The 19,651-nt window shown below is 73.3% G+C and carries 14 protein-coding genes; 4 read left to right on the top strand and 10 right to left on the bottom strand.

The window, feature by feature from the left end:
• Positions 1 to 20 precede the first annotated feature (20 nt).
• The 9 genes from OF819_RS06940 to OF819_RS06900 form a co-directional block, all read right to left on the bottom strand.
• Positions 21 to 2,045 (bottom strand): HAD-IIIC family phosphatase, encoded by a 2,025-nt coding sequence (locus OF819_RS06940; RefSeq protein WP_267242471.1) that lies wholly within the window; start codon positions 2,043 to 2,045, stop codon positions 21 to 23.
• Entirely contained in the window at positions 2,042 to 3,079 is a 1,038-nt protein-coding gene (locus OF819_RS06935; protein WP_267242470.1) for a 3-oxoacyl-ACP synthase III family protein, read from the bottom strand. The genes OF819_RS06940 and OF819_RS06935 overlap by 4 nt, the downstream gene beginning before the upstream one ends.
• Positions 3,076 to 6,195 carry a beta-ketoacyl synthase N-terminal-like domain-containing protein gene (locus OF819_RS06930; RefSeq protein WP_267242469.1) on the bottom strand — a complete coding sequence of 1,040 codons (3,120 nt, stop codon included), beginning with the start codon at positions 6,193 to 6,195 and terminating at the stop codon, positions 3,076 to 3,078. Before OF819_RS06930 ends, OF819_RS06935 begins: the two co-directional genes overlap by 4 nt.
• Before the next feature lie 2 nt (positions 6,196 to 6,197).
• A complete protein-coding gene (locus OF819_RS06925; protein WP_416370484.1) occupies positions 6,198 to 6,527 on the bottom strand; it encodes an acyl carrier protein in 330 nt (109 codons plus the stop codon).
• A gap of 145 nt (positions 6,528 to 6,672) precedes the next feature.
• A complete protein-coding gene (locus OF819_RS06920) occupies positions 6,673 to 8,430 on the bottom strand; it encodes an acyl-CoA dehydrogenase family protein (protein WP_267242468.1) in 1,758 nt (585 codons plus the stop codon).
• Positions 8,424 to 10,322, bottom strand: coding sequence for an acyl-CoA dehydrogenase family protein (locus OF819_RS06915; protein ID WP_267242467.1), 1,899 nt, complete (start codon positions 10,320 to 10,322; stop codon positions 8,424 to 8,426). The genes OF819_RS06920 and OF819_RS06915 overlap by 7 nt, the downstream gene beginning before the upstream one ends.
• Positions 10,319 to 12,100, bottom strand: coding sequence for a fatty acyl-AMP ligase (locus OF819_RS06910; protein ID WP_267242466.1), 1,782 nt, complete (start codon positions 12,098 to 12,100; stop codon positions 10,319 to 10,321). The genes OF819_RS06915 and OF819_RS06910 overlap by 4 nt, the downstream gene beginning before the upstream one ends.
• A 98-nt stretch (positions 12,101 to 12,198) precedes the next feature.
• Complete coding sequence (locus OF819_RS06905; protein ID WP_267242465.1) at positions 12,199 to 12,351, bottom strand: hypothetical protein; 153 nt, start codon at positions 12,349 to 12,351, stop codon at positions 12,199 to 12,201.
• Positions 12,352 to 12,443: 92 nt separating this feature from the next.
• A complete protein-coding gene (locus OF819_RS06900; protein ID WP_267242464.1) occupies positions 12,444 to 14,264 on the bottom strand; it encodes a glycoside hydrolase family 15 protein in 1,821 nt (606 codons plus the stop codon).
• 309 nt (positions 14,265 to 14,573) lie between these two features.
• On the opposite strand from OF819_RS06900, the gene OF819_RS06895 reads away from it, so the two are divergent.
• Positions 14,574 to 15,662 carry a S1 family peptidase gene (locus tag OF819_RS06895; protein WP_267242463.1) on the top strand — a complete coding sequence of 363 codons (1,089 nt, stop codon included), beginning with the start codon at positions 14,574 to 14,576 and terminating at the stop codon, positions 15,660 to 15,662.
• Between the two features lie 32 nt (positions 15,663 to 15,694).
• On the opposite strand, the gene OF819_RS06890 is transcribed toward OF819_RS06895, so the two are convergent.
• Positions 15,695 to 16,846, bottom strand: a complete 1,152-nt coding sequence (locus OF819_RS06890) for a transcriptional regulator (RefSeq protein ID WP_267242462.1) — start codon at positions 16,844 to 16,846, stop codon at positions 15,695 to 15,697.
• A 330-nt stretch (positions 16,847 to 17,176) separates the two neighbouring features.
• On the opposite strand from OF819_RS06890, the gene OF819_RS06885 reads away from it, so the two are divergent.
• The 3 genes from OF819_RS06885 (at position 17,177) to OF819_RS06875 (ending at position 19,648) form a co-directional block, all read left to right on the top strand.
• Positions 17,177 to 17,821 carry a helix-turn-helix domain-containing protein gene (locus OF819_RS06885; RefSeq protein WP_267242461.1) on the top strand — a complete coding sequence of 215 codons (645 nt, stop codon included), beginning with the start codon at positions 17,177 to 17,179 and terminating at the stop codon, positions 17,819 to 17,821.
• 84 nt (positions 17,822 to 17,905) lie between these two features.
• Positions 17,906 to 18,439: a toxin-antitoxin system, toxin component gene (locus tag OF819_RS06880; RefSeq protein ID WP_267242565.1), complete on the top strand. Its 534-nt coding sequence runs from the start codon at positions 17,906 to 17,908 to the stop codon at positions 18,437 to 18,439.
• A 3-nt stretch (positions 18,440 to 18,442) separates the two neighbouring features.
• Positions 18,443 to 19,648 carry an MAB_1171c family putative transporter gene (locus OF819_RS06875; RefSeq protein WP_267242460.1) on the top strand — a complete coding sequence of 402 codons (1,206 nt, stop codon included), beginning with the start codon at positions 18,443 to 18,445 and terminating at the stop codon, positions 19,646 to 19,648.
• The last annotated feature ends 3 nt before the right edge of the window (positions 19,649 to 19,651 follow it).

The raw sequence follows: 19,651 nt of genomic DNA, 5'->3' as shown, positions 1-19,651 counted from the left end.
CAGCGTGCGTCGACGGTCGATCATGCTCGCTCCCTCGTTCCTCGGAACCTGCGCGTGATCTCCCTTTCGACACCCGCGCTCCCCTTCGGCTCACTCGCCCGTGAGGCGAGGGGTTCTGTCCGTTCGGGGGGCGCATGCCAGTGGAATGCCAGCCGGATGTGGTCCGGGGCGGGCGGGATGCGGCGCAGGTCGTGGCGGTAGCGGATCGCGCCGTCGTCGTCGCCGTCGGGCACGGCGGTGAAGCCGTGGCCCGGCAGGAAGCCGCGCAGCGCCTCGCTGGCGGCGGTCGGCCGCCAGAGCGCGTGCACGGCGGGCAGCCCGTCACTCCGTGCCGCCTGGAGCAGTCCGGCGAGAACGGCGTCCTCGATGCCGCGGCCCAGGACCCGGCAGCTCATGACGTAGTTCTCCAGATGGAGTCCGCCGGCGCCCCGGCGCAGGAGGACCGCGCCGACGACTCCGTCGTCGCCGAAGCGGTCGGCGGCGCGGACCGCGAGGACGAGCGCGGCCGGGTCGTCGGCGCGTCGCGTCACCTGCGCGGCGGTGAGCCGGACGCCGGTGAGGTTGAAGCGGTTGGTGCGCAGGGTGAGCTGCGCGATTCTGGCGGTGTCGCCGGCGGCGGCCGGCGCGGCGGTCACTTCGATGCGGAGACCGTGCAGAAACGTTTCGTAATCCTTGGCGCCGGTGCGCTGCCGCTCCCGCCGTTCGCGCTGCCGGTAGCGGTCCGCGCGGCTGCGGTCCTCCCGGGTCAGCGTGGGCGTGTCGAACCAGCCGTCGGCGAGGAGCCGTTCGCCGTGGAGGGCGGGCTCGGCGTCCAGCGGCACAACGGCCGCACCGGGCAGGGCGGCCCGGACCGCCTCGCGTTCGAAGGCGCTGTCGTCGGCGAAGACCACGCTCGACGGTGAGATGCCCAGCTCGGCCGCGATCTTCTGGATGCCGTCCGCCTTCGGCCCCCAGTCGGCCACGACGCTGACGAAGTCGTCGGCGCTCAGCGGCCAGTCGGGGTGAGCGGCCAGGGCGCGGGCGACCGGCTCGGGGTCGTTCTTGCTGCACACGGCGAGCAGCACCCCCTGTGCGGCAAGCTGCTCCGCGATCCGCCGGAACGCGGCGAACGCCCCGGAGCGCAGCGAGCGAGCGGCCCGTATCCGCTCGGGCCCTTCCTCGGCCAGGACGCCGTCCCACAGGGTGCCGTCCAGATCGAGGACGAGGCACTTCTTGGCCGCTCCGCGCCGGGCCCTGGCCAGATGGGCGATCTCGCGGGCGAGGGCGGCGAGCAGCCCGCCCGTGCAGGGGGCGTCCGCGTACACACCGAGGCGCGGATCGTCGGCGCGGATTCCGGAGGCGGTCAGCGGCTCGGCGTCCACGACGGCCAGCCCGGCGGCCGGGTCGGCCATCCGCAGCAGATCGGCGGTGAACTCCCGCCAGACCGCGCCCAGTTCGGCACGCTGATCGAGGGAGACGAGCTGATGGGTGAAGCGGCGCAGCAGAGGGACCGTGTTCAGGACGAGGACGGCCCCTTCGGGGGCGTGCGCCCGGTGGGCGGCGGCGAGTTCCGCGAGCAGCAGCCGCAGCCGCTCGGCCTCCAGGGCGACGTCGTACGGCTGCCACGGGGCACGCAGCCGGTCCCAGACGGTCAGCGGATCGAGCAGGCACACGGTCACCCCGGGCCGGTGGGCGTACAGGCCGGACGCCGGATCGGCCAGCTCGTGCACATAACCGCCGTGCCCGCCGGTGTACGGGATCATCAGCATCCCGTGCCGGGCGAGCTGCGCGGTCAGCGGCGCGACGATCCCCGCGGCGGCGGCGCGCCCGGTCACCGCCACCCGTACGACGGGGGTCGCGGGGTGGGCCGCGAGCACCTCGCCGGGGTCGAGGCGCGCCAGCACCCTCCCTGCCCAGTCGCAGGCGTCGTCCGCGGGCCGCGTCATGGCAGCCGGCTCGTCCAGGGCCGTCAGCAGGCCGGCGAGTTCGGGGTAGGAGGCGGCGAGTGCGCCCGCTGCGTCCAGCGCGCGCAGGCGGACTTCCGCTTCATCGCGTCGCGTGGTCATGTCGTCGCCTCCACTGCGAAGCCGGCCTTGATCCATTTGCTGGACTCGATCGCGATGCCGACTGCCCGCCCCTGTGCTCCGAGCCGCGGCAGCAGCCGCTGAAGCTGGCAGAAGACCAGGGCGTTGCCGTTGTTCCCGGTCTCCGCGACACAGGAGACCTCCTCCCACTCAAGGCCCTGCCGCAGCGTCCTCGCGATGCGCTCAGTCATCCGGCCGCTGAGCTGTGGCGGGAGGACATGGCCGAGGCTCTCCGGGGGCCAGCCGAGGGTCGCCAGGAGGGTGTCGAGGACCTCGCGGGCCATGACGGGGACCTGGCGCTCCACGGCCTTGTAGTCCTCGGTGACGGCGGGCCGGCCGGTGTGCAGGTCCGCCGCGCCGAACCATTCGACACGCTGGCCGGGGGCCCGGCCGAGCCCGCTGAGCCAGTGGTCGGCCGCGGCCAGCCGGGCCTGGCGTCCGGCTCCCGGCTCGCCGCTGAGCGCCACCGCGCCCGCGCCGTCCCCGAACAGCACATAGTTGACGAGCTGGGCGGGCGGCAGCTCGCGGAAGTCCTGTGCGAGGTCCAGGTGTTTGCTGCAGACGTCGCCGCCGATGACCAGCCCGAGGGGTTTGCCGCCGGGCCCCTGAGCGGAGAGCAGCGAGCAGGCGAGCGCCAGCGCCTGCACCGCTCCGGAGCAGCCGGACTGGAGCTGGTACGCGGGCACCTGGTCGATGCCCAGCCGGTCCGCCACCAGCGCGGCCGTGGTCGGCATCAGGGCGTCGGGGGTGGCGGTGGCCAGCACCAGGAAGCCGACGTCCTCGGGGTCCGCGCCGGCGTCCGCGAGCGCCCGGTCGGCGGCGTCCGTGCACAGGTCCTCCAGACTCCAGCGGACCGCGCCGCTCGCCAGGTCGAGAGCGAAGTGCCGGCTTCTGGTGCCGATGAACGCCTCCACCCACTCCGGGGAGATGCCGAGCCGCTGGGCGAGCGCCGTGTTGCCGACCGGGTCGCCGGGCAGCGCCGTGCCCACGCCCGCCAGCCGGGTCCGCGGCCTCACCCCGCCACCGCCGCTTCCAGCTGCTCTCCGAGGTAGCCGATCAGGCTCTCGACGCTGACGAGGCTGGAGAGCATCTCCGGCATCGACAGCTCGCCGAGCTCCGGGAAGCGCGCCTCCAGCCGGTACTTGAGCTCCATCAGCATCACGGAGTCAAAGCCGAGGTCGTCGTAGAAGCGCAAGCGGTCGTCAAGGTCGTCGCAGCGTCCGCCCTTGACCAGGGCGACGGCTTCGCGCACGCCCTCGCGCACCCGGTCGGCGCGGGGCGCGGCGTCCGCGGGCCCCGCCTGTGGGGCCGCGGCCGCTGTCCCGTTCGGCTGCGGGGCGTGCCGCCAGGACCGCCACTCGGTGGAGAACGCGTGCGGAACCATCCGTGCGACCCGCCGGTCGGCGTCCGCGTAGAGGCCGTCCCAGACGGGGTCCAGCCCGTCCTGGTGCAGCCGGGCGAGCGCCTCGCCCAGCTCCCGGACGCCGGAGTCCGCGCCCCGGCAGACCGGGAGGGCGGGCATGTCGCGGGAGGCCGCGATGCGCCGGAACAGGCCGCACAGCACCGGCTTGGGCCCGATCTCGAGGAGGTGCGTGGGCGCGGGCCGCTGGGCACACAGCGAGCCGGCGGCCGCTTCGAAGAGCACGGTGGAGGCGATGTGCTCGGTCCAGTAGGCGGCGTTCAGCTCCTCGCCGGGCGCCAGAAGCCGGCCCCGTACGGTCGAGTGGAACGGCAGCCGCGGGCGGCCGGGCGGGGTCCGGGACGCCGCGCGCTCGAAGTCCCGCAGCATCGGGGCCATCAGGGGCGAGTGGAAGGCGTGGGAGACGGTGAGCGGGGTGCAGGCAAGCCCCCGCTCCTCCAGCCGGGCGCGGACCCTGCCGAGGGCGGTGAGGTCGCCGGACAGCACCGTCGCGCCGGGGCCGTTGAGCGCGCCGACGCCGACGGAGGGCTCGTCGGCGACGAGCGCGGCGGCCTCCGCGGGCCGCGCCCTGGTCGCCAGCATGCCGCCGCCTTCGGGCAGCTGCTGCATCAGCGCGCCGCGTACGGCGACGAGCCGGGCGGCGTCGGCGAGGTCGAGCGCCTCGGCGACGACGGCGGCCGCGAACTCCCCGACGCTGTGGCCGATGACCGCCACGGGGCGCACGCCGAGTTCCATGAGGGTGCGGGCGAGGGCGTACTCGACGGCGAACAGCGCGGGCTGCGCCAGGCCCGTACGGTGCACGGCCGGGTCGCCCGAGAGGATCGTCTCGCGGACCGGGGCCGCGGTGTGGGGCTCAAGCGCCGCGGCGGCCTCGTCGAGGAAGCCCCGGTACAGGGCGGAGTGCCGGTACAGGCTCGCGGTCATGCCCGGATGCTGTGCCCCCTGCCCGGTGAAGGCGAAGGCGACGGCCGGCACTTGCTCCGCCTCACGGAACTCCGCCCCGGGGAAGCCGGCGTCATGGAAGTCCCCGTCCAGGTCCGCGGCGGCGAAGAGCCGTGAGGCCAGCTCCTCGGGCGTGTCGGCGGCGGCCGAGAAGCGGTACGGCAGATGGGCGCGGGAGCGGTTGCTGGTCCAGCACAGCCGGGCGAACTCCGCCGCGCCGCGCCCGGCGACGTCCACGGCCTGCAGCCGCAGATTCCGGCGCAGCGCACGGGGGCTGTCGGCGGACAGCGTGAAAACCCCCACGGGCCGCGAGTCCTCTGACAGCGGTCCGCCTGACCGCGGTTCGCCTGACCGCGGTTCGCCTGACCGCGGTTCGCTCATGGGCGAGTGAACCGACAGGACGCCGCGGGGACCGCCGGCAGACGCTTCAGCGCCCCGTGGGGGTCCCTGCGACGGGGTCAGGGGGAGCACCGAGCCGCGGACCACATCGGCCAGCACCATGTGTGCGTTCGTGCCGCCCATCCCAAAGCTGGACACCCCGGCCGCGCAGCCTTCCGCGGGCAGCGCCAGCGGCTCGGCGAGCAGTTCCAGGCCGCGGCGGCCGAGGGCGAGCCGCGGGTTCACCCCGCCGGGCGGCGGCGGGTCGGCGGGGACGAGGCCGTGGCGCAGGGCGAGAACGGCCTTGATCAGCCCGGCGATCCCCGCGGCGCCCTCCGTGTGCCCGATCAGGCCCTTGACCGCGCCGAGCGCCAGGGGCCGTTCCCGTACCCCCGCGTCGTCGCGGAACGCATCGCCCAGCGCCAGCGCTTCGATCTGGTCGCCGAGCAGGGTGCCGGTGCCGTGCGCCTCGACATAGCGGATCTCCTCGGGCCGTGTCCCCGCACGGGCGCAGGCGGCGGCGATCACATCGCGCTGCGCGGCCCGGCGGGGGGCCATGATGCCGTTGCCGCGGCCGTTCTGGTTGACCGCGCTGCCCAGGATGACCGCGTGCACGGCGTCTCCGTCGCGCAGTGCGTCGTCGAGCAGCCGCAGCGCCACCACGCCGACGCCCTCGCCGCGTCCGATGCCGTCCGCGTCGGCGGAGAACGGCTTGCACCGCCCGTCGGGGGCGGCGAGCCCCGACTGCGCGTAGATCTCGTCCAGCACGGGCCCCGCCACGATGTTCACTCCGCCGGCCAGCGCCAGCTCGCACTCCCCGGCGCGCAGCGCGGCGCACGCCAGATGGACGGCGACGAGGGAGGAGGAGCAGGCGGTGTCCACGGTGACGCTGGGGCCGCGCAGATCGAGCTGGTACGAGAGGCGGTTGGCGAGCATGGAGCGGCCCGCGCCGGTGCCGGTGCGCGGGCTGATCCCGCCGGCGGAGGCGGCGCTCAGCAGCAGCCAGTCGTCCGACATACAGCCGGTGTAGACGCCGACCGGGGCGCCGGCGAGCCGGGCCGGGGACGCTCCGGCGTCCTCGATCGCCCGCCAGGCGCACTGGAGCAGCAGCCGCTGCTGGGGGTCCATCGCTTCGGCGTCGGCGGCGGGGACGGCGAAGAAGGCGCGGTCGAAGGCGTCGGCGTCGGCCAGGAATCCGCCGGGCGGGGAGGGCGCCGGGCCGCGGGCCGCGGGGCGTTCGCCGACGGCGGGCACGCCGCCGCGCAGCAGACGCCAGTAGGACTCCGGGTCGGGCGCGCCCGGGAACCGGCAGTCAAGACCGACCACCGCGACCGGCTGTGCGAGGGGCTGCCCGGCCGCCGTACGGGAGGCCGGGCCAGCTGGACGGCCCATGGTCACACCTCCCGCCGCCCGCCGCATGCCTTGGCGAACTCGTCGCGGAGGTGGCGGGCCAGTGCGTCGGCGGTGGGGTGGTCCCAGGCGACAGTCGGCTCCAGGTAGAGGCCGAACTCCTCCTCGATGTCGCCGTAGAGGCTGAGCGCGGCCACCGAGTCGAGGCCGTACTCGGCGAACGGGGTGCGGCTGCCGATCTCCTCGGCGGGGCGCTGCAGATACTCGCTCAGCCGGGTGATCAGCCAGTTCCGGAAGTAGCGTGCGTCGTGTTCGGCGACGGCCCCGGGCGAGGCGATGGCCCCGGCGACTGCCGACGACGCGACCGGTGCCACGGCCGTTGGCGCAACCGGTGAGGCGACCGGTGCCGCGGACGACGGACTCGGGCCCGGGACGTCCGCCCCGGGGGGATGCAGCGCCATCTGATGCTCCTCCACAACGTGCTCTCGGCGACGCGCTCTCGGCAGGGCCACGGCAGTGTCACGCCAGGTGCGCATCGCCGGCGATCGGGGTGTCGTACAGGTCGTAGCTGCGGCTTTCGTGGTAGCGGCCCAGGACTTCGTCGAGGAGCCGGCCGCCGACGCCGTCGGGCAGCGCGGGCAGCGGCCGGCCCAGCCGTTTGACGAGCCGGGTCAGGGCGGCGGCGAGCCAGGCGGGCGAGGCGAGGAACGCGTCCTCCGCCGGCTCCTGGCAGCGCCACACCCCCAGACAGGCCGCGCCCGCCAGCAGCAGCGTGTAGCGGTCGGCGACGGCGTACGCCTTGGGGCTGGCGAGGACGGTGCGGTCCTTGGGGGGCATGTCGCGGCACTCGGTCCGCAGACTGCGCAGCTCCTGCTCAAGAGCCGCTGCCAGGGCGCTCAACGCCTCGGCGTACTCCCCGGCCCGTGCCGCGTCCTGCCCCGCGAACTGCTCGGCGGCCCCCTCCAGGGTGGCGACCAGGGCGTCGCTGCCCGCGACCAGCGCCAGTCTGGCGGGGTCCAGCGGAGGCAGTGGGTCGCGCACCCGGAACAGCCCCTCGGGTGCGGCCTTGCCGGTGAACCAGGCGGTGCGGGCCAGCCGCGGCAGCTGCGGGATGATCGTCGCCTGGCAGGCGGCGGTGCCCGCGTGCCCCAGGCTGATCATGGGCAGATCGCGGACGTGCTTCTGGAACGCGCCGTATGTTCCGTCGCGTACGTAGAAGTTCGCGCCGAGCACGATCGACAGATCGTAGGCGGTCTCGGTGAGCAGCTTCGGCAGCAGATACTTGACGGCCGCCGCGTAGACGCTGGTGGCGTCCGGCAGCAGATGCACGGCGCGGGTGGCCGCCAGCGCCAGGCTGTCGCTGATCAGCAGATCGGTGAAGGCGCCGGTGATGGTGGCGCGGGCGTGCGGGATCTCCAGGACGGAGCGATGGTAGAGCCTGCGGTCCAGGGCGAAGCCGACCGCGGTGCGCAGGGCGGTGTCCCCGCCGCCGAGGATCATGGAGGGGACGACGCTGCGGGTGATCTGGAAGGAGCGCAGGGCGAGTTCGACGCCGTCGCCGAGTCGGCCGACGAGTGCGCCGGCGTCGAGCGGGCAGTCGGTGAACTCGATGCCTGCGTTCTGGCAGCCGCGGACGCCGACGGTCTCGTAGCGCGGCAGATAGCGGTAGCGGTCGGCGGGAATCCGGTCCTTCTCGACGAGCAGCACCGAGTGGCTGCGGCTGCCGGGGCTGTCGTCGGTGCGGCTGAACAGCACCAGCGCCTCGGCCCGTTCGACGTTGTTGATGACCTGCTTGACGCCGCTGAGCACAAAACCGCCGTCGACGGGACGGGCCCTGAACTCGTTGCGGACGAAGTCGTTGCCGTGGGCCAGTTCGTGGTAGGCGATGGCCAGCCGGCCGCCGCCGAGCAGCAGGTCGGCGACGCGGCGCTGCTGCCGGGGGGTGCCGGCCGCCCAGACGGCGACGGCGGCGAGGAAGGTGGTGGCCCCGTAGCCGAGACCGAGGCTGGCGTCCCTGCGGAAGACAGTGCGCAGGACGCGGCCGAGGGTGTCGACGCGGTCCAGCCTGCCGCCGAGTTCCCGGGGGGTGAATTCGGCGTTGAGCCCGAAGTCGGCGAGTTCTTCCTCGGCCTCGGCGAGGAGTTCGCTGCGTTCGTCGGCGGCGAGCAGGGCGTCGAGGCCGAGCGGATTGTGCGGGTCCGCCGGGTCGCCGAAGCGGCGCTCGAGATCGGCGACGCGCCGCTGGATGAGGACTTCTTCCTGGCTCGGGGTCAGCATGGGGGTCCTTTGGGGGGTCCTTCTGCGATACGGCCGGTCAGCAGGGAGAACAGCTCCCCCGCCTGGTACTGGTCGGTGAGCGGGCCGAGCAGGCGCTCGTACAGCTCCGCGAGTTCCGGGTCGTAGGCGAAGGGGCGGACCGGCTGGGGCCCGGTGAGTCCGGGCAGCGCCTGGTCCAGCCGCTCGGCGAGCCGGGCGAGGGCGGCGTGCAGCCACAGGCCGTCGCGCCACAGCGCCTCGGTGCGCCACTTAGGTTCCCCGGTGCGCGGGTGCGGCGCCTCGCGCCGGTTGTGCTGCCATACGCCGAGGCAGCAGGCGGCGGCGAACAGCAGGCTGTAGCCGCGGGCGAGGTCAAAGCTCTCCACGGGCGCGCCGCCGGGGGCCGGCCGCTGGGCCCGCATCCGGGTGTGCAGCCGCCCGGCCGCGGCCGCCAGGGTGCCGGCGAGGTCGGCGGCGGGGGCGAGGGCGGGCTCGCGGGACGCCTGGGCGGCGAGCACCTCGGCCGCCGTCGGCAGGGAGCCCATGACGCTGCTGCCGTGCCGGGCGAGCAGGCTGAGCCGGCCGGGCCGCAGCCGGGGCAGCGGCCGGGCGTGGCCGAAGGCGGCGGCGAGGGCCTGCCGGTCCTCGGGGCGGCCGGGGCGCACGGGGTGACGGCGGGCGAGGGTGCGGAACTGGGCGGTCAGCGCATAGAGGTTGACCATGGTGTTTCCGTCGAAGATGCCGACGATGCGGTGGTCGCGCTCCAGCTTCTGGAAGCGTCCGTGCGCGTAGTAGCGGGTGAGGTACGAGCGAGCCCCGAGCACTCCGCGCAGTCTGGCGAGGATGTCGTCGACGACGGTGGGCGCCAGGTATTTGGCGACGGCGGAGGTCACGCTCAGCTCGTCGGGCAGGGTGTGGATGGAGCGGGCCGCGACCGTGCTCAGCGCCTCCATGGCGAGCAGATCGGCGTAGCTCTCGGCGAGGGTGCGGCGCGCGGCGGGCAGATCGATGAGCCGGCGTCCGTACAGCTCACGCTCGGCGGCGAACCGGCAGGCCAGGCGCAGCCCGTGGTCCGCCGCGCCGAGCGAGAGCCCGGTGCACAGCGAGCGGGTGATCTGGAGGGCCTTGAGCACGGTCTCGGGTCCTTCGCCCTCGCGGCCGACGAGGGCGCGTTCGTCGACGGGGGCGCGGTCGAAGGCGATGCCGCTGATGTCCGCGCCGCGGATGCCGAGGGTGCGCACCTTGGGCAGGGTGCGGCAGACGCCTTCGGGCAGTTCGTTCTTGTCGACGAGCAGCAGGCTGAAGCCGCGGGGGCCGCCTTCGGGTGCGGTGCGTGCGAGCAGACAGACGAGGCGGCTGCGGGTGGCGTTGTTGATCAGCCATTTCTCGCCGCTGACGAGATAGCCGCCGTCGGTGCGTTCCGCGACGAGCTCCCCGGCCATCAGATCGCTGCCGTGGGTGCGCTCGGTCAGCCCGAGGGAGACGGGCTCCCCCGCCCTGATCAGGGACGCCAGCCGCGCGGCGCCGGCCCGGTCCTCGGCGACCCAGACGCAGACCGCTCCGAGGAAGGTCTTGCCGTGCGCGATGGCGGAGGTCAGATCGCGGCGGGCGAGCGTGCGCACGATCTGGAGCAGCTGGGGGAAGCCGGTGAGCGCCCCGCCGTATTCGGCGGGGATGTAGTAGTGGTGGACGCCGAGCGAGCCGAGCAGTTCGCAGGCGTCCGCCGGGAACTCCTCCGCCGCGTCCTCGCGCGCGGCGCGGGCGTAGGACAGCGGTCCGTCGGCTTCCGGGTCGCCGAGGCGGCGGTCGAGCTGTTCGGCGAGGCGCCAGCGCGGGCCGCCGCCGTCGTCGCGGGCGTCCGCGGGCGCGCGCAGCGGAGTGGGGGCGCCGGTCCGCTCGGTGAGTGCGGTCATCCGGCCGCCCCGCCGCTCGTCGCGCCGCCGCTCAGGGCCCCGGCCGTCACCAGGTCGCGCACCTCCGGGTGCAGTTCCTCGTGCAGCGGCTGGATCCGCCCGTCGAGGAACAGCCGGCGCATGGCGGTGCGCTGGAGCTTGCCGCTGGTGGTGCGGCGTACGGTGCCGGGGCGGACCAGCACCACGTTCTCGGCGGCGACTTCGAACTCCTGGGACACGCAGGTCCGGACGGCGGCCGACAGCTGGGCCAGCTCGGCCTCGAAGCCGGAGCCGGTGCGCACTTCCTGGACGACGACCACATGGTCGCGGCCGGACTCGACGGCGAACGCGGCGCTGGAGCCGAACAGCGCGCTGATGCGCTGCACGCTGCGCTCGATGTCCTGCGGATAGAGATTGCGGCCGGCCACGATCATGATGTCCTTGATGCGGCCGGTGACATACAGCTCTCCGCCCGCGAACGCGCCGAGGTCTCCGGTGCGCAGATAGCCTTCGTCGCCGTCCTCGGTGACGGCGTGGAAGGCGTGGGCGTTCTCCAGCGGCCGGTTCCAGTAGCCGCGGGCGACGCTCTCGCCGCGCAGCCACACCTCGCCGACCTGTCCCGGGGGCAGCTTGCGGCCGGTGTCGGGGTCGACGACGGCGATCTCGCAGCCCTGCGGGCGGCCGCTGCTGACGAGCCGCCGCTCCGGCTGCCCCACCTCGGCCGGGCGCAACCGGTGCTGTTCGAGCTCTGCGGCGTCGACGACGCGCGTCGCGGCCGGCTCGCCGACGTCGCCGCCGCTGACCAGCAGGGTGGCTTCAGCCAGTCCGTAGCAGGGGTAGAAGGCCTCCTTGCGGAACCCGGCCGGCGCGAAGCGCTGAGCGAATGCCTCCATCGTCTCGGCCCGCACCGGCTCCGCGCCGTTGACGGCCGTCTCCCAGCGGGACAGGTCGAGTCCGGCGATCTGGTCGTCCTTGATGCGGCGCAGACACAGGTCGTAGGCGAGATTGGGGCCGCCGCCGGTGGTGATGCCGTACCGGTCGACCATCTGCAGCCAGCGCAGCGGCCGTTTGACGAAGGTCATCGGCGGCATCAGCACACCGCGTGCGCCCAGCCACAGCGGGTGCAGCAGATGCCCCACCAGCCCCATGTCGTGGTGGAAGGGCAGCCAGCCGCCGACGCGGGAGTCCTGTGAGGTGCGCATCGCGCGCTGGATCGACTGCTGATTGGCCAGCAGATTGCGATGGGTGACCATGACGCCCTTGGGGTCGCTGACCGAGCCCGAGGTGTACTGGAGGAAGGCCACGTCGTCGGGGAAGAGCCCGGGCTCCTCCCAGGCGTCCGGGTCGCCCCCGGAGAAGCGGTCGGTGGCCAGGCAGGCGACCTCGCTGTGCCCGATGTCGGCGAGCAGCTGCGAGACGGCGGAGGCCATGGCGGAGTCGGTGAGGATATAGCTGACCGAGGCGTCCCGGACGATGCCCGCGACGCGTTCGACGTTCTGCCGGGAGCCGGCGGGCACGGGCGCGGGCACGGCCACCGCCCCGGCGTACAGACAGCCGAGGAAGCTGCTCATGAACTGCCGTGCGTCGCTCTGCAGGATGAGCACCCGGTGTCCGTGGGAGCCGCTGCGCTGCAGCCAGGAGGCCAGCCCCCGGGCGCGCTCTCCCAGCTCGCCGTAGCTGAGGACGTCGGACTCCAGCCCGCCCTGCTGATCGTCCCGGACGCACACATAGGCCTCGCGCTCGGCGAGTGCGGTTATCCGTTCGTGCGCGAGTTCGGTGAAGTTCCGGTGTGCAGCCATCTACGCCCCCAGAGCCGCGTACTGATGGCCAGAGCTTCGGAGAACGCTCTCAAGCCGTCCTTGAAGCCCCGTGGACCTCGTGGAAAAAGGCGTGATTCTCACCTGCCGTCGCCACGCGGCATGATCTCCGAAGGCAGCGTGTCGTGCTGCCGCACCCCGGGCACCCAGACCCAGTACATCCCGTAGGCGATCAGTGCCCTGCCCACCGGGCGCAACACCCTCACGACGACAAACTTCCGCAGCGACGACATGGCCGAAACTCCTTGGCGAGTGGTGGACCGCATGTGCCGACCATGCGCCGTCGCTCTCGACGATGGCTCTAACCGCCGGTCCGATCCTGCGCTCAGGACAGCCGCAGCGCCGTGTCGATCAGCGGCACATGGCTGAACGCCTGCGGGAAGTTGCCGACGAGCCGGCCGCGGCGGGTGTCCCACTCCTCGGCGAGCAGCCCCAGATCGGTGCGGAGCGCCAGCAGCCGCTCGAAGAGCTTGCGGGCCTCGCCCGTGCGGCCGATGAGGGCGAGGTCGTGGGCGAGCCAGAAGGAGCAGGCGAGGAAGACGCCTTCCCCGCCGGGCAGTCCGTCGCCGCCGATGTCGGCGGAGCCGTCGCCGGGCACGGGGTAGCGGCGGACGAAGCCGTCGTCGCACAGCTCGCGCTGGACGGCTTCGACGGTGCCGACGACACGGGGGTCGTCCGGCGGCAGAAAGCCCATCTGCGGGATGAGCAGCAGCGAGGCGTCGAGTTCGCGGGAGCCGTAGTGCTGGGTGAAGGTGTTGCGGCCGGGGTCGTAGCCGTGGGCGCACACATCGCGGTGTATCTCGTCGCGCAGGGCCCGCCAGCGCCGTACGGGGCTCTCCAGCGGGAGCCTGCTGAGCCGGCGGACGGTGCGGTCGGCGGCGACCCACGCCATGACCTTGGAGTGTGTGAAGTGGCGGCGCGGCCCGCGGACTTCCCAGATTCCCTCGTCCGGCTCGCGCCAGTGGGACTCAAGGTAGTTCATCAGCTTCATCTGGAGGATATGCGTGGAGTCGTCGCGCGACAGGCCGGAGGTCTGGCCGAGCCAGAGGGCGTCGACGACTTCCCCGTACACATCGAGCTGGAGCTGGTGCGCCGCGCCGTTGCCGATGCGGACGGGGCCCGACTTCTCATAGCCGGGCAGCCATGGCAGCTCCGACTCGGCGAGTTCGCGTTCGCCCGCGACCCCGTACATGATCTGGAGGTTCTGGGCGTCGCCTGCGACGGCCCGCAGCAGCCATTCGCGCCAGGCGCGGGCTTCTTCGCGGTAGCCGGTGCGCAGCAGGGAGGAGAGGGTGATGGCGGCGTCGCGCAGCCAGGTGTAGCGGTAGTCCCAGTTCCGCACGCCGCCGATCTCCTCGGGCAGGGAGGTGGTGGGCGCGGCGACGATGCCGCCGGTGGGGGCGTAGGTGAGCGCCTTGAGGGTGATCAGCGAGCGGACCACGGCCTCCCGGTACGGCCCGCGGTAGGTGCACTGTCCGGTCCAGCGGGCCCAGAAAGCCTCGGTTCCGGCGAGCAGCGCGGCGGGGTCGGGCCGCGGCGGGGCCTCGCCGTGGGACGGCTGCCAGCTCAGGGCGAGCGCGACACGTTCGCCTGGGGCGACGCTGAACGCGGCGTGGGTGGTCAGATCGCTGCCGTAGGTGTCGACGTCGGCGTCGAGCCACAGCGCGTCGGGGCCCGCGACGGCCACCACCCGGTCCCGTCCGCCGGGCCCGTGTTCGCGCTGCACCCAGGGCACGATGCGCCCGTAGCTGAACCGCATGCGCAGTGCGGAACTCATCCGCACCCGCCCGGAGACGCCCTCCACGATGCGTACGAGGGTGGGCGCGGCGTCCGGCCGGCCGCGCCCGGCGTCCCTCGGCGGCATGAAGTCGACCAGTCGAACGGTGCCTTCGGGCGTGTCCCACTCCGATTCCAGCACCAGCGAATCGCCGCGGTAGCGGCGGCGCGTGGCGGGCAGGGGTTCCCGGGCGCCCGCTGTGGGGGCGAGCCGCCAGAAGCCGTGCTCCTCGCCGCCGAGCAGCCCGGCGAAGACGGCGGGCGAGTCGAAGCGGGGCAGACAGAACCAGTCGACGGAGCCGTCCCTGGCGACCAGGGCGGCGGTCTGCATATCCCCGATCAGTGCGTAGTCCTCGATGAGCGCAGCCACTCGAACTCCCGAACGCCGTCCCAGCCGTCCAGACGGGGGGCCTGTTCCGCCCGCCCCCGTCTCCCCCGCGGAACACAGGGGATTCGGGCACGTTACGCATCGCCCCTCGAATCTCGGCTGTTTGCCGGACCCGTCGCGAGGGCGTCCGCAAGACGCGCGTGGGGGACAAGGGGCGCGCGGCCCCCGCCGTTTGCGCGGTGCGAACATCACCTTATTTGCGCTGGCAAGGCGTCGGGATACTCATCGGCGCACGTTGGCATGCCCGCGCCCATCCGCGCTCGGGCCCAACCCCCCCTCTGGAGGTCAGAGGTGACACACCGATACGCGTCCGTCCGTCGTTCCGTCGCCGCCGTCGGAACGGGCGCCGCGATACTCCTGGCCGCGCTCCTCTCACCGAGCGCCGGCGCCGCCCCGGCCGGTGCGGCCCTGTCCTCTGCTCAGGCGGGCGGCCTCGCCCACCGTCTCACCTCCGCCGAGGCGGGCGGCGCCGCAGGTGCGTACTACGACGCGACGGCGCGGAAGCTGGTGGTCAACGTCGTCGACGGGGCCGCCGCCGACCGGGTGCGCAGGGCCGGCGCCGAGCCCAGGACCGTCAAGTACAGCCAGGCGCAGCTCGAATCCGTCCGTACGGCCCTGCGGAACACGGCGAAGACGCCCCACACCTCCTGGGCCGTCGACGTCAGGGCCAACAAGGTCGTGGTCACCGCGGACCAGAAGGTCGGCCCCGCCGCGTTCGAGAAACTTCAGCAGGCGGCGAGCGCGTACGGGGACAAGGCGGAGGTGCGCCGCACGGCGGGGACGTTCCGGCAGTACATCAGGGGTGGGGACGCCGTCTACGCCAATCTGCAGAACGGGGAGGTGGGACGCTGCTCGCTGGGGTTCAACGTGGTCGACTCCTTCGGCACGCCGTACTTCCTGACCGCAGGGCACTGCACGGACGCCACCGCGAGCTGGTCCGACTCGCCGCTGGGCGGCGAGATCGGCACCACCGCGGGAGGCAGCTTCCCCTACGACGACTTCGGGATCGTGCGGTACACCGCGCCAGTGGACCATCCGAGCGAGGTGAATCTGTACGACGGCTCCGCACAGCCGATCCACTACGCGGCCGACGCCTATGTGGGCCAGCATGTGTTCCGCAGCGGCAGTTCGACGGGGCTGCGGGACGGCGAGGTGCTCGCCCTTGACGTCTCGGTGGACTACGGCGAGGGGAATGTCGTCCACGGGCTGGTCGCGACGAACGCCTGCGCCGCGCCCGGCGACAGCGGCGGCCCCTTCTTCGCGGGGGACGCGGCGCTGGGCCTCACCTCGGGAGGCGACGGCGACTGCGTGACCGGGGGCACGACGTTCTTCCAGCCGGTGACGGAGCCGCTCGCGGTCTACGGCGTCCACATCGGCTGAGCCGGCCTGCCCCGCCGTTCCGGGCGGCAGGCTCAGCCGCCCGGAACGGCCCGCAGATGGGAGGGGCCGCGCCGGGAGCCCGGCACCGCCGCCGGGCGGGTCTCGCGCAGCACCAGCGTCATCCGCGTATAGCCCTTGTCCTGGAGGGTCCTGGGCGTTTCATCGACGATGCGGCAGTCCGTGCGGCCCCAGCGCGGGTCGGGGTGCCACAGCGGCCGCACCGCCCCGTCGTGGTGGAGGGCCGCCGCGCCCACGGCGCTCATCCAGTGCGGAAGGCCGCAGCGATAGGCGGCGTCCATGATCGGGTCGTCGGCGATGTCGTCGCGGATGGCCCGCAGCACCCGGTCCTCGCCGTCGCTCTCCAGGGCGGACTCCAGCTGCGCCATCAGCGGCAGACACCAGCTGGTCTCATGGTCGGCGAGCACGGTGGCCGCGTCCGGGTGGAAGAGCACGAACCGCAGGAAGTTCTGCGTCGGCATGGCGGTGGGGTGCGGTGCGACATGCCGGAACAGCGCGTCGAAGGCCGGGTTGGCGTGTGCCACGTCCCAGCGGCGGTCGAAGAGCAGCGACGGCAGCGGCACCGCGTCCATCATCGCGGCGTAGTCGCGCAGATAGGACTGCGTGTCGGGGACGACGACGGGCGGGGCGGGGCGGGCGGGCCGGGCATCCGGCCCCGCGGGGCAGGCGGGGGGCCGGTACGGGGGCACCGGTCCGGACGGACGGGCCGGTCCCGCCGGGCGGGTCGGCACGGCCGGACGGCGGGGGCCGGACGGCGGCACCGGCCCGGAGGGACGCAACGGCGCGCCCGAGGGGCGCGGCGGAGCGCCGGTGAAGCGGAACACCTCGTGCCCCCCGGCGGAGGCGATCAGCCGGGCGTTCCCCGCCTCGCTCAGCTCCGCCTGTTCCACGGCGTCGAGCAGAGCCCGCAGCTTCGCATCAGGGCGTCGCGCGGCCTGCCCGCCACGGCGGCCGTGACGCTCCCGCTCCGGGCGCTTCCCGCCGGGGTATGCCCCCGGGGCGACCGCAAGCCGCCCGGACATCTCTTCCAGGCTCAGCGCGAGTTGCCCGCGACGCCGCCTCAGCGCCTCGGCCAGCCGCCGGGACCGCAGCGTCCCACGGGTCGCGCCGGCGCATCCGAGCCGCCTCTGGACACCGGGCTGCTCCATGCCCGCCTCGTGTGTCATCGAGAACGCCCCCCTTCTCGAAGTCGCCTCGCGGTCTTTCGAAGTTCGTGAAGCTCTTTTCGCAAAGCCTTGCCGTGTCGAAGTCGCCCTTGCCGGTGGTCAGTTCGCCGGTCAGTTCGTCCGGACCAGAACGATCGTTTCGATCTTCAACCGCGTGGCGATCCTGCTACCGCACAGGCGGTCATGTCAACTATCGTGGCATTCCGCGTCGTTGAACGACCAGAACGCGCCACAGCTGTGGCAAAACCTGGCTGTATTTACTCGGAGCGGCTAGTCTCGCGGCAGCCCACTGTCTGCGGAGCGAACCCGCGTGATCTAGGAGACCTACTGGTGACAGACGGCTTCTCGGTTCCGGGCCCGACGACCACAGGCCCTCTTGCGGCTACCGTTGCCCGCGTCGCGGACCTCGCCGGCAAGCTCGGTTTGAGCCATGGCGACGTCTTCGACGCCGACCAGCTCTCCGAGGCGTCCGGCGTGCCCGCCGATGTCGTCGCCGCCCTGCTCGACGGGCAACCGGCCGGCGAACCGGACCTCCAGACCCGCTTTCTGCAGCGCTTCGACCTGCTGCGCAGAACACGGCTGAAGCCCAACGGCCGCCGCTACACCCAGCAAGAGATCGCCGACGGCGCCGGGATGTCCCGTCAGCAGGCCGGAGCCCTGATCAACGGCGACCGCCGGCCCACCATGGAGCACTGCGATGCCATCCAGAGGTTCTTCAAGGTCCACGCCGGGTTTCTTACGGCCGACGACGCCGACGCGCTCAACGGCGCGCTCCAGCGCACCGAGCAGCGCCTGCTGCAGGACTACGCCGGCGACGGCGATCCGCTGGAGCGGCTGCTGCAGGACCACGGCGTACGCGGCATCGCCTGGCGTGCCGCCCAGCTGCCCACCGACAAACACCGTGACAAGGTCACCGAGTGGCTCGACATGCTGCTGGAGAGCGTCAAGCCGACCGGCCCCGACGGCTCCCGGTAACCCCGATTTCCGGACAGCGTCGGCCGCACACGTGTCCGCCCAGACGCTTCAGGGGAGAGGAGAACGGTGAGCATAGGCAAAGAGATGCGCCGGCTGTGCGGCGAGCTGGTCTCCGGAATCGATCTCCCCGCTCCGGCGGAACCCGCCGATCTCTACGCCGCCCTGTGCGAAGGGATGGCCAGACACCGCGGCAGGCCCGTGCGCTACCGCACGGCCTCCTTCCCTCCGGGGACGGCCAGCGGCCTCTGGCTCGACATGACCGACCAGGATCTGATCGTCATCGAACGCCGCACCGCGCCCTATCACCAAGTCGTCATCCTCGGCCATGAGCTGTGGCATATGAAGGCGGGGCACTGCACCCACCACGTCGAGGGCGCGGCCGTCGCCGCCCGGCTGCTGTCGGACGCGGCGGACATCCAGGACACCGTGCTCAAGGTGGCCGCGAGGACCCGCTTCGACCAGGCGGAGGAGAACGAGGCCGAGAGCTTCGGCCTGCTGCTGGGCAGCAAGTGCCGCGCCTGGCTGGCCGACGGCTGTACGGGGAAGGGCCCGGTGAGCCGTGACGGGCTGGCCGGCCGCATCGAGGCGTCCCTGGGATACCGCGGTCCGCAGGGCTGATGCGTGGACGGGCCCGACTACTACATCCCCGCCGCCGCGCTGGGCCTCGCGCTCGCGTTCAAGCTGCCGGGGATGCGGCGCAACTGGCGTGATCCGCTGCTGCGCTCGGTGTGCGCGCTGCTGGCGCTGGCCGCGTCCACGTTCTTCTTCGCGGCCCCGCCGACCATCACCGCGGTCAACCGCCTCGTCGGCGTGCCCAACTTCTCCGCGCCGCTCGTCTACAGCATCCTGACCGCCCTCGGCGCCTCCTGTCTGGTGCTGCTGGTCAACTGGCGCGGCGGCCCGCCCGAACAGACCCGGACGGTGGCCCGGCGCTGGATGTACGGCTACGGGGCCGTCGTCGTCGCCCTCAATGTGCTGTTCTTCCTGGGCGACGCCCCCGTGGAGCGGCTGCGCGACCTGGACACGCACTACGCGGGCACCCCGTACATCCGCGAGATGATCGTGCTGTATCTGGCCGCCCACAGCGTGGCGGCCGCCGCCATGACGGCGATGTGCTGGCGCTGGTCCCGCAAGGTCCGCGGCTGGCTGCGCACCGGGCTGGTCACCATCGTCGTCGGCTCGCTGTTCAGCCTCGGCTACGGCTTCTGCAAGAGCGCGGCCGTCCTCGCCCGCTGGGCCGGAGCCGATCTGGACGCGCTGAGCACCTCCGTCGCCCCGCCGCTGGCCTCGCTGGGCGCCCTCCTCAGCGCCGCCGGGTTCGTGCTGCCGCTGCTGGCGCGGCGGGTGGGCGACCACTGGTCGGCCTGGTACGCGTACCGGCTGCTCGGGCCGCTCTGGCGTGAGCTGCGCGCCGTGGTCCCCGCCTCCACGCCCTCGGTGCGGATCCCCCGGTGGGCGCCGGCGGATCTGCGCGTCACCCAGCGCGAGTCGGACATCCATGACGGACTGCTGTTTCTGCACCCGTACTTCGACCGGGCGCTGCGGGCCGAGGCGCACCGAGCCGCCCTCGGCTCCGGCGTCTGCCCGGAGCAGGCGCGGGCCGTCGCCGACGCGGCGATGATCTCCGCCGCGCTGCGGGCGCGGGCCGCCGACCCGGAGGGCAGGGTCATCGCCTCGGCCGCGGGGGCTCCCTCCGCCGAATCCGGCCCCGCCGCGTCCTTTGAGGCGGGCGAGGGGCCGCATGATCTGGTGCGCATCTCCCTCGCGCTGCGCCGTTCACCCGTCGTCGCACAGTCCCGCAGAACCACGGCCCCGGCAGGCGCGTAGGCT

Source organism: Streptomyces sp. PR69 (genome assembly GCF_026420845.1).
Taxonomy (GTDB): Bacteria; Actinomycetota; Actinomycetes; order Streptomycetales; family Streptomycetaceae; genus Streptomyces.
Note: the sequence above shows the minus strand (reverse complement) of the source record. Positions and strands in the feature narration are given on the sequence as shown.

What these genes read in the sequence shown, in the direction of transcription:
- OF819_RS06915 (WP_267242467.1), bottom strand. Translation starts at nt 10,322, where the DNA reads ATGACCGCACTCACCGAGCGGACCGGCGCCCCCACTCCGCTGCGCGCG.
- OF819_RS06940 (WP_267242471.1), bottom strand. Translation starts at nt 2,045, where the DNA reads ATGACCACGCGACGCGATGAAGCGGAAGTCCGCCTGCGCGCGCTGGAC.
- OF819_RS06880 (WP_267242565.1), top strand. Translation starts at nt 17,906, where the DNA reads ATGCGCCGGCTGTGCGGCGAGCTGGTCTCCGGAATCGATCTCCCCGCT.
- OF819_RS06920 (WP_267242468.1), bottom strand. Translation starts at nt 8,430, where the DNA reads ATGCTGACCCCGAGCCAGGAAGAAGTCCTCATCCAGCGGCGCGTCGCC.
- OF819_RS06905 (WP_267242465.1), bottom strand. Translation starts at nt 12,351, where the DNA reads ATGTCGTCGCTGCGGAAGTTTGTCGTCGTGAGGGTGTTGCGCCCGGTG.
- OF819_RS06910 (WP_267242466.1), bottom strand. Translation starts at nt 12,100, where the DNA reads ATGGCTGCACACCGGAACTTCACCGAACTCGCGCACGAACGGATAACC.
- OF819_RS06890 (WP_267242462.1), bottom strand. Translation starts at nt 16,846, where the DNA reads ATGACACACGAGGCGGGCATGGAGCAGCCCGGTGTCCAGAGGCGGCTC.
- OF819_RS06930 (WP_267242469.1), bottom strand. Translation starts at nt 6,195, where the DNA reads ATGGGCCGTCCAGCTGGCCCGGCCTCCCGTACGGCGGCCGGGCAGCCC.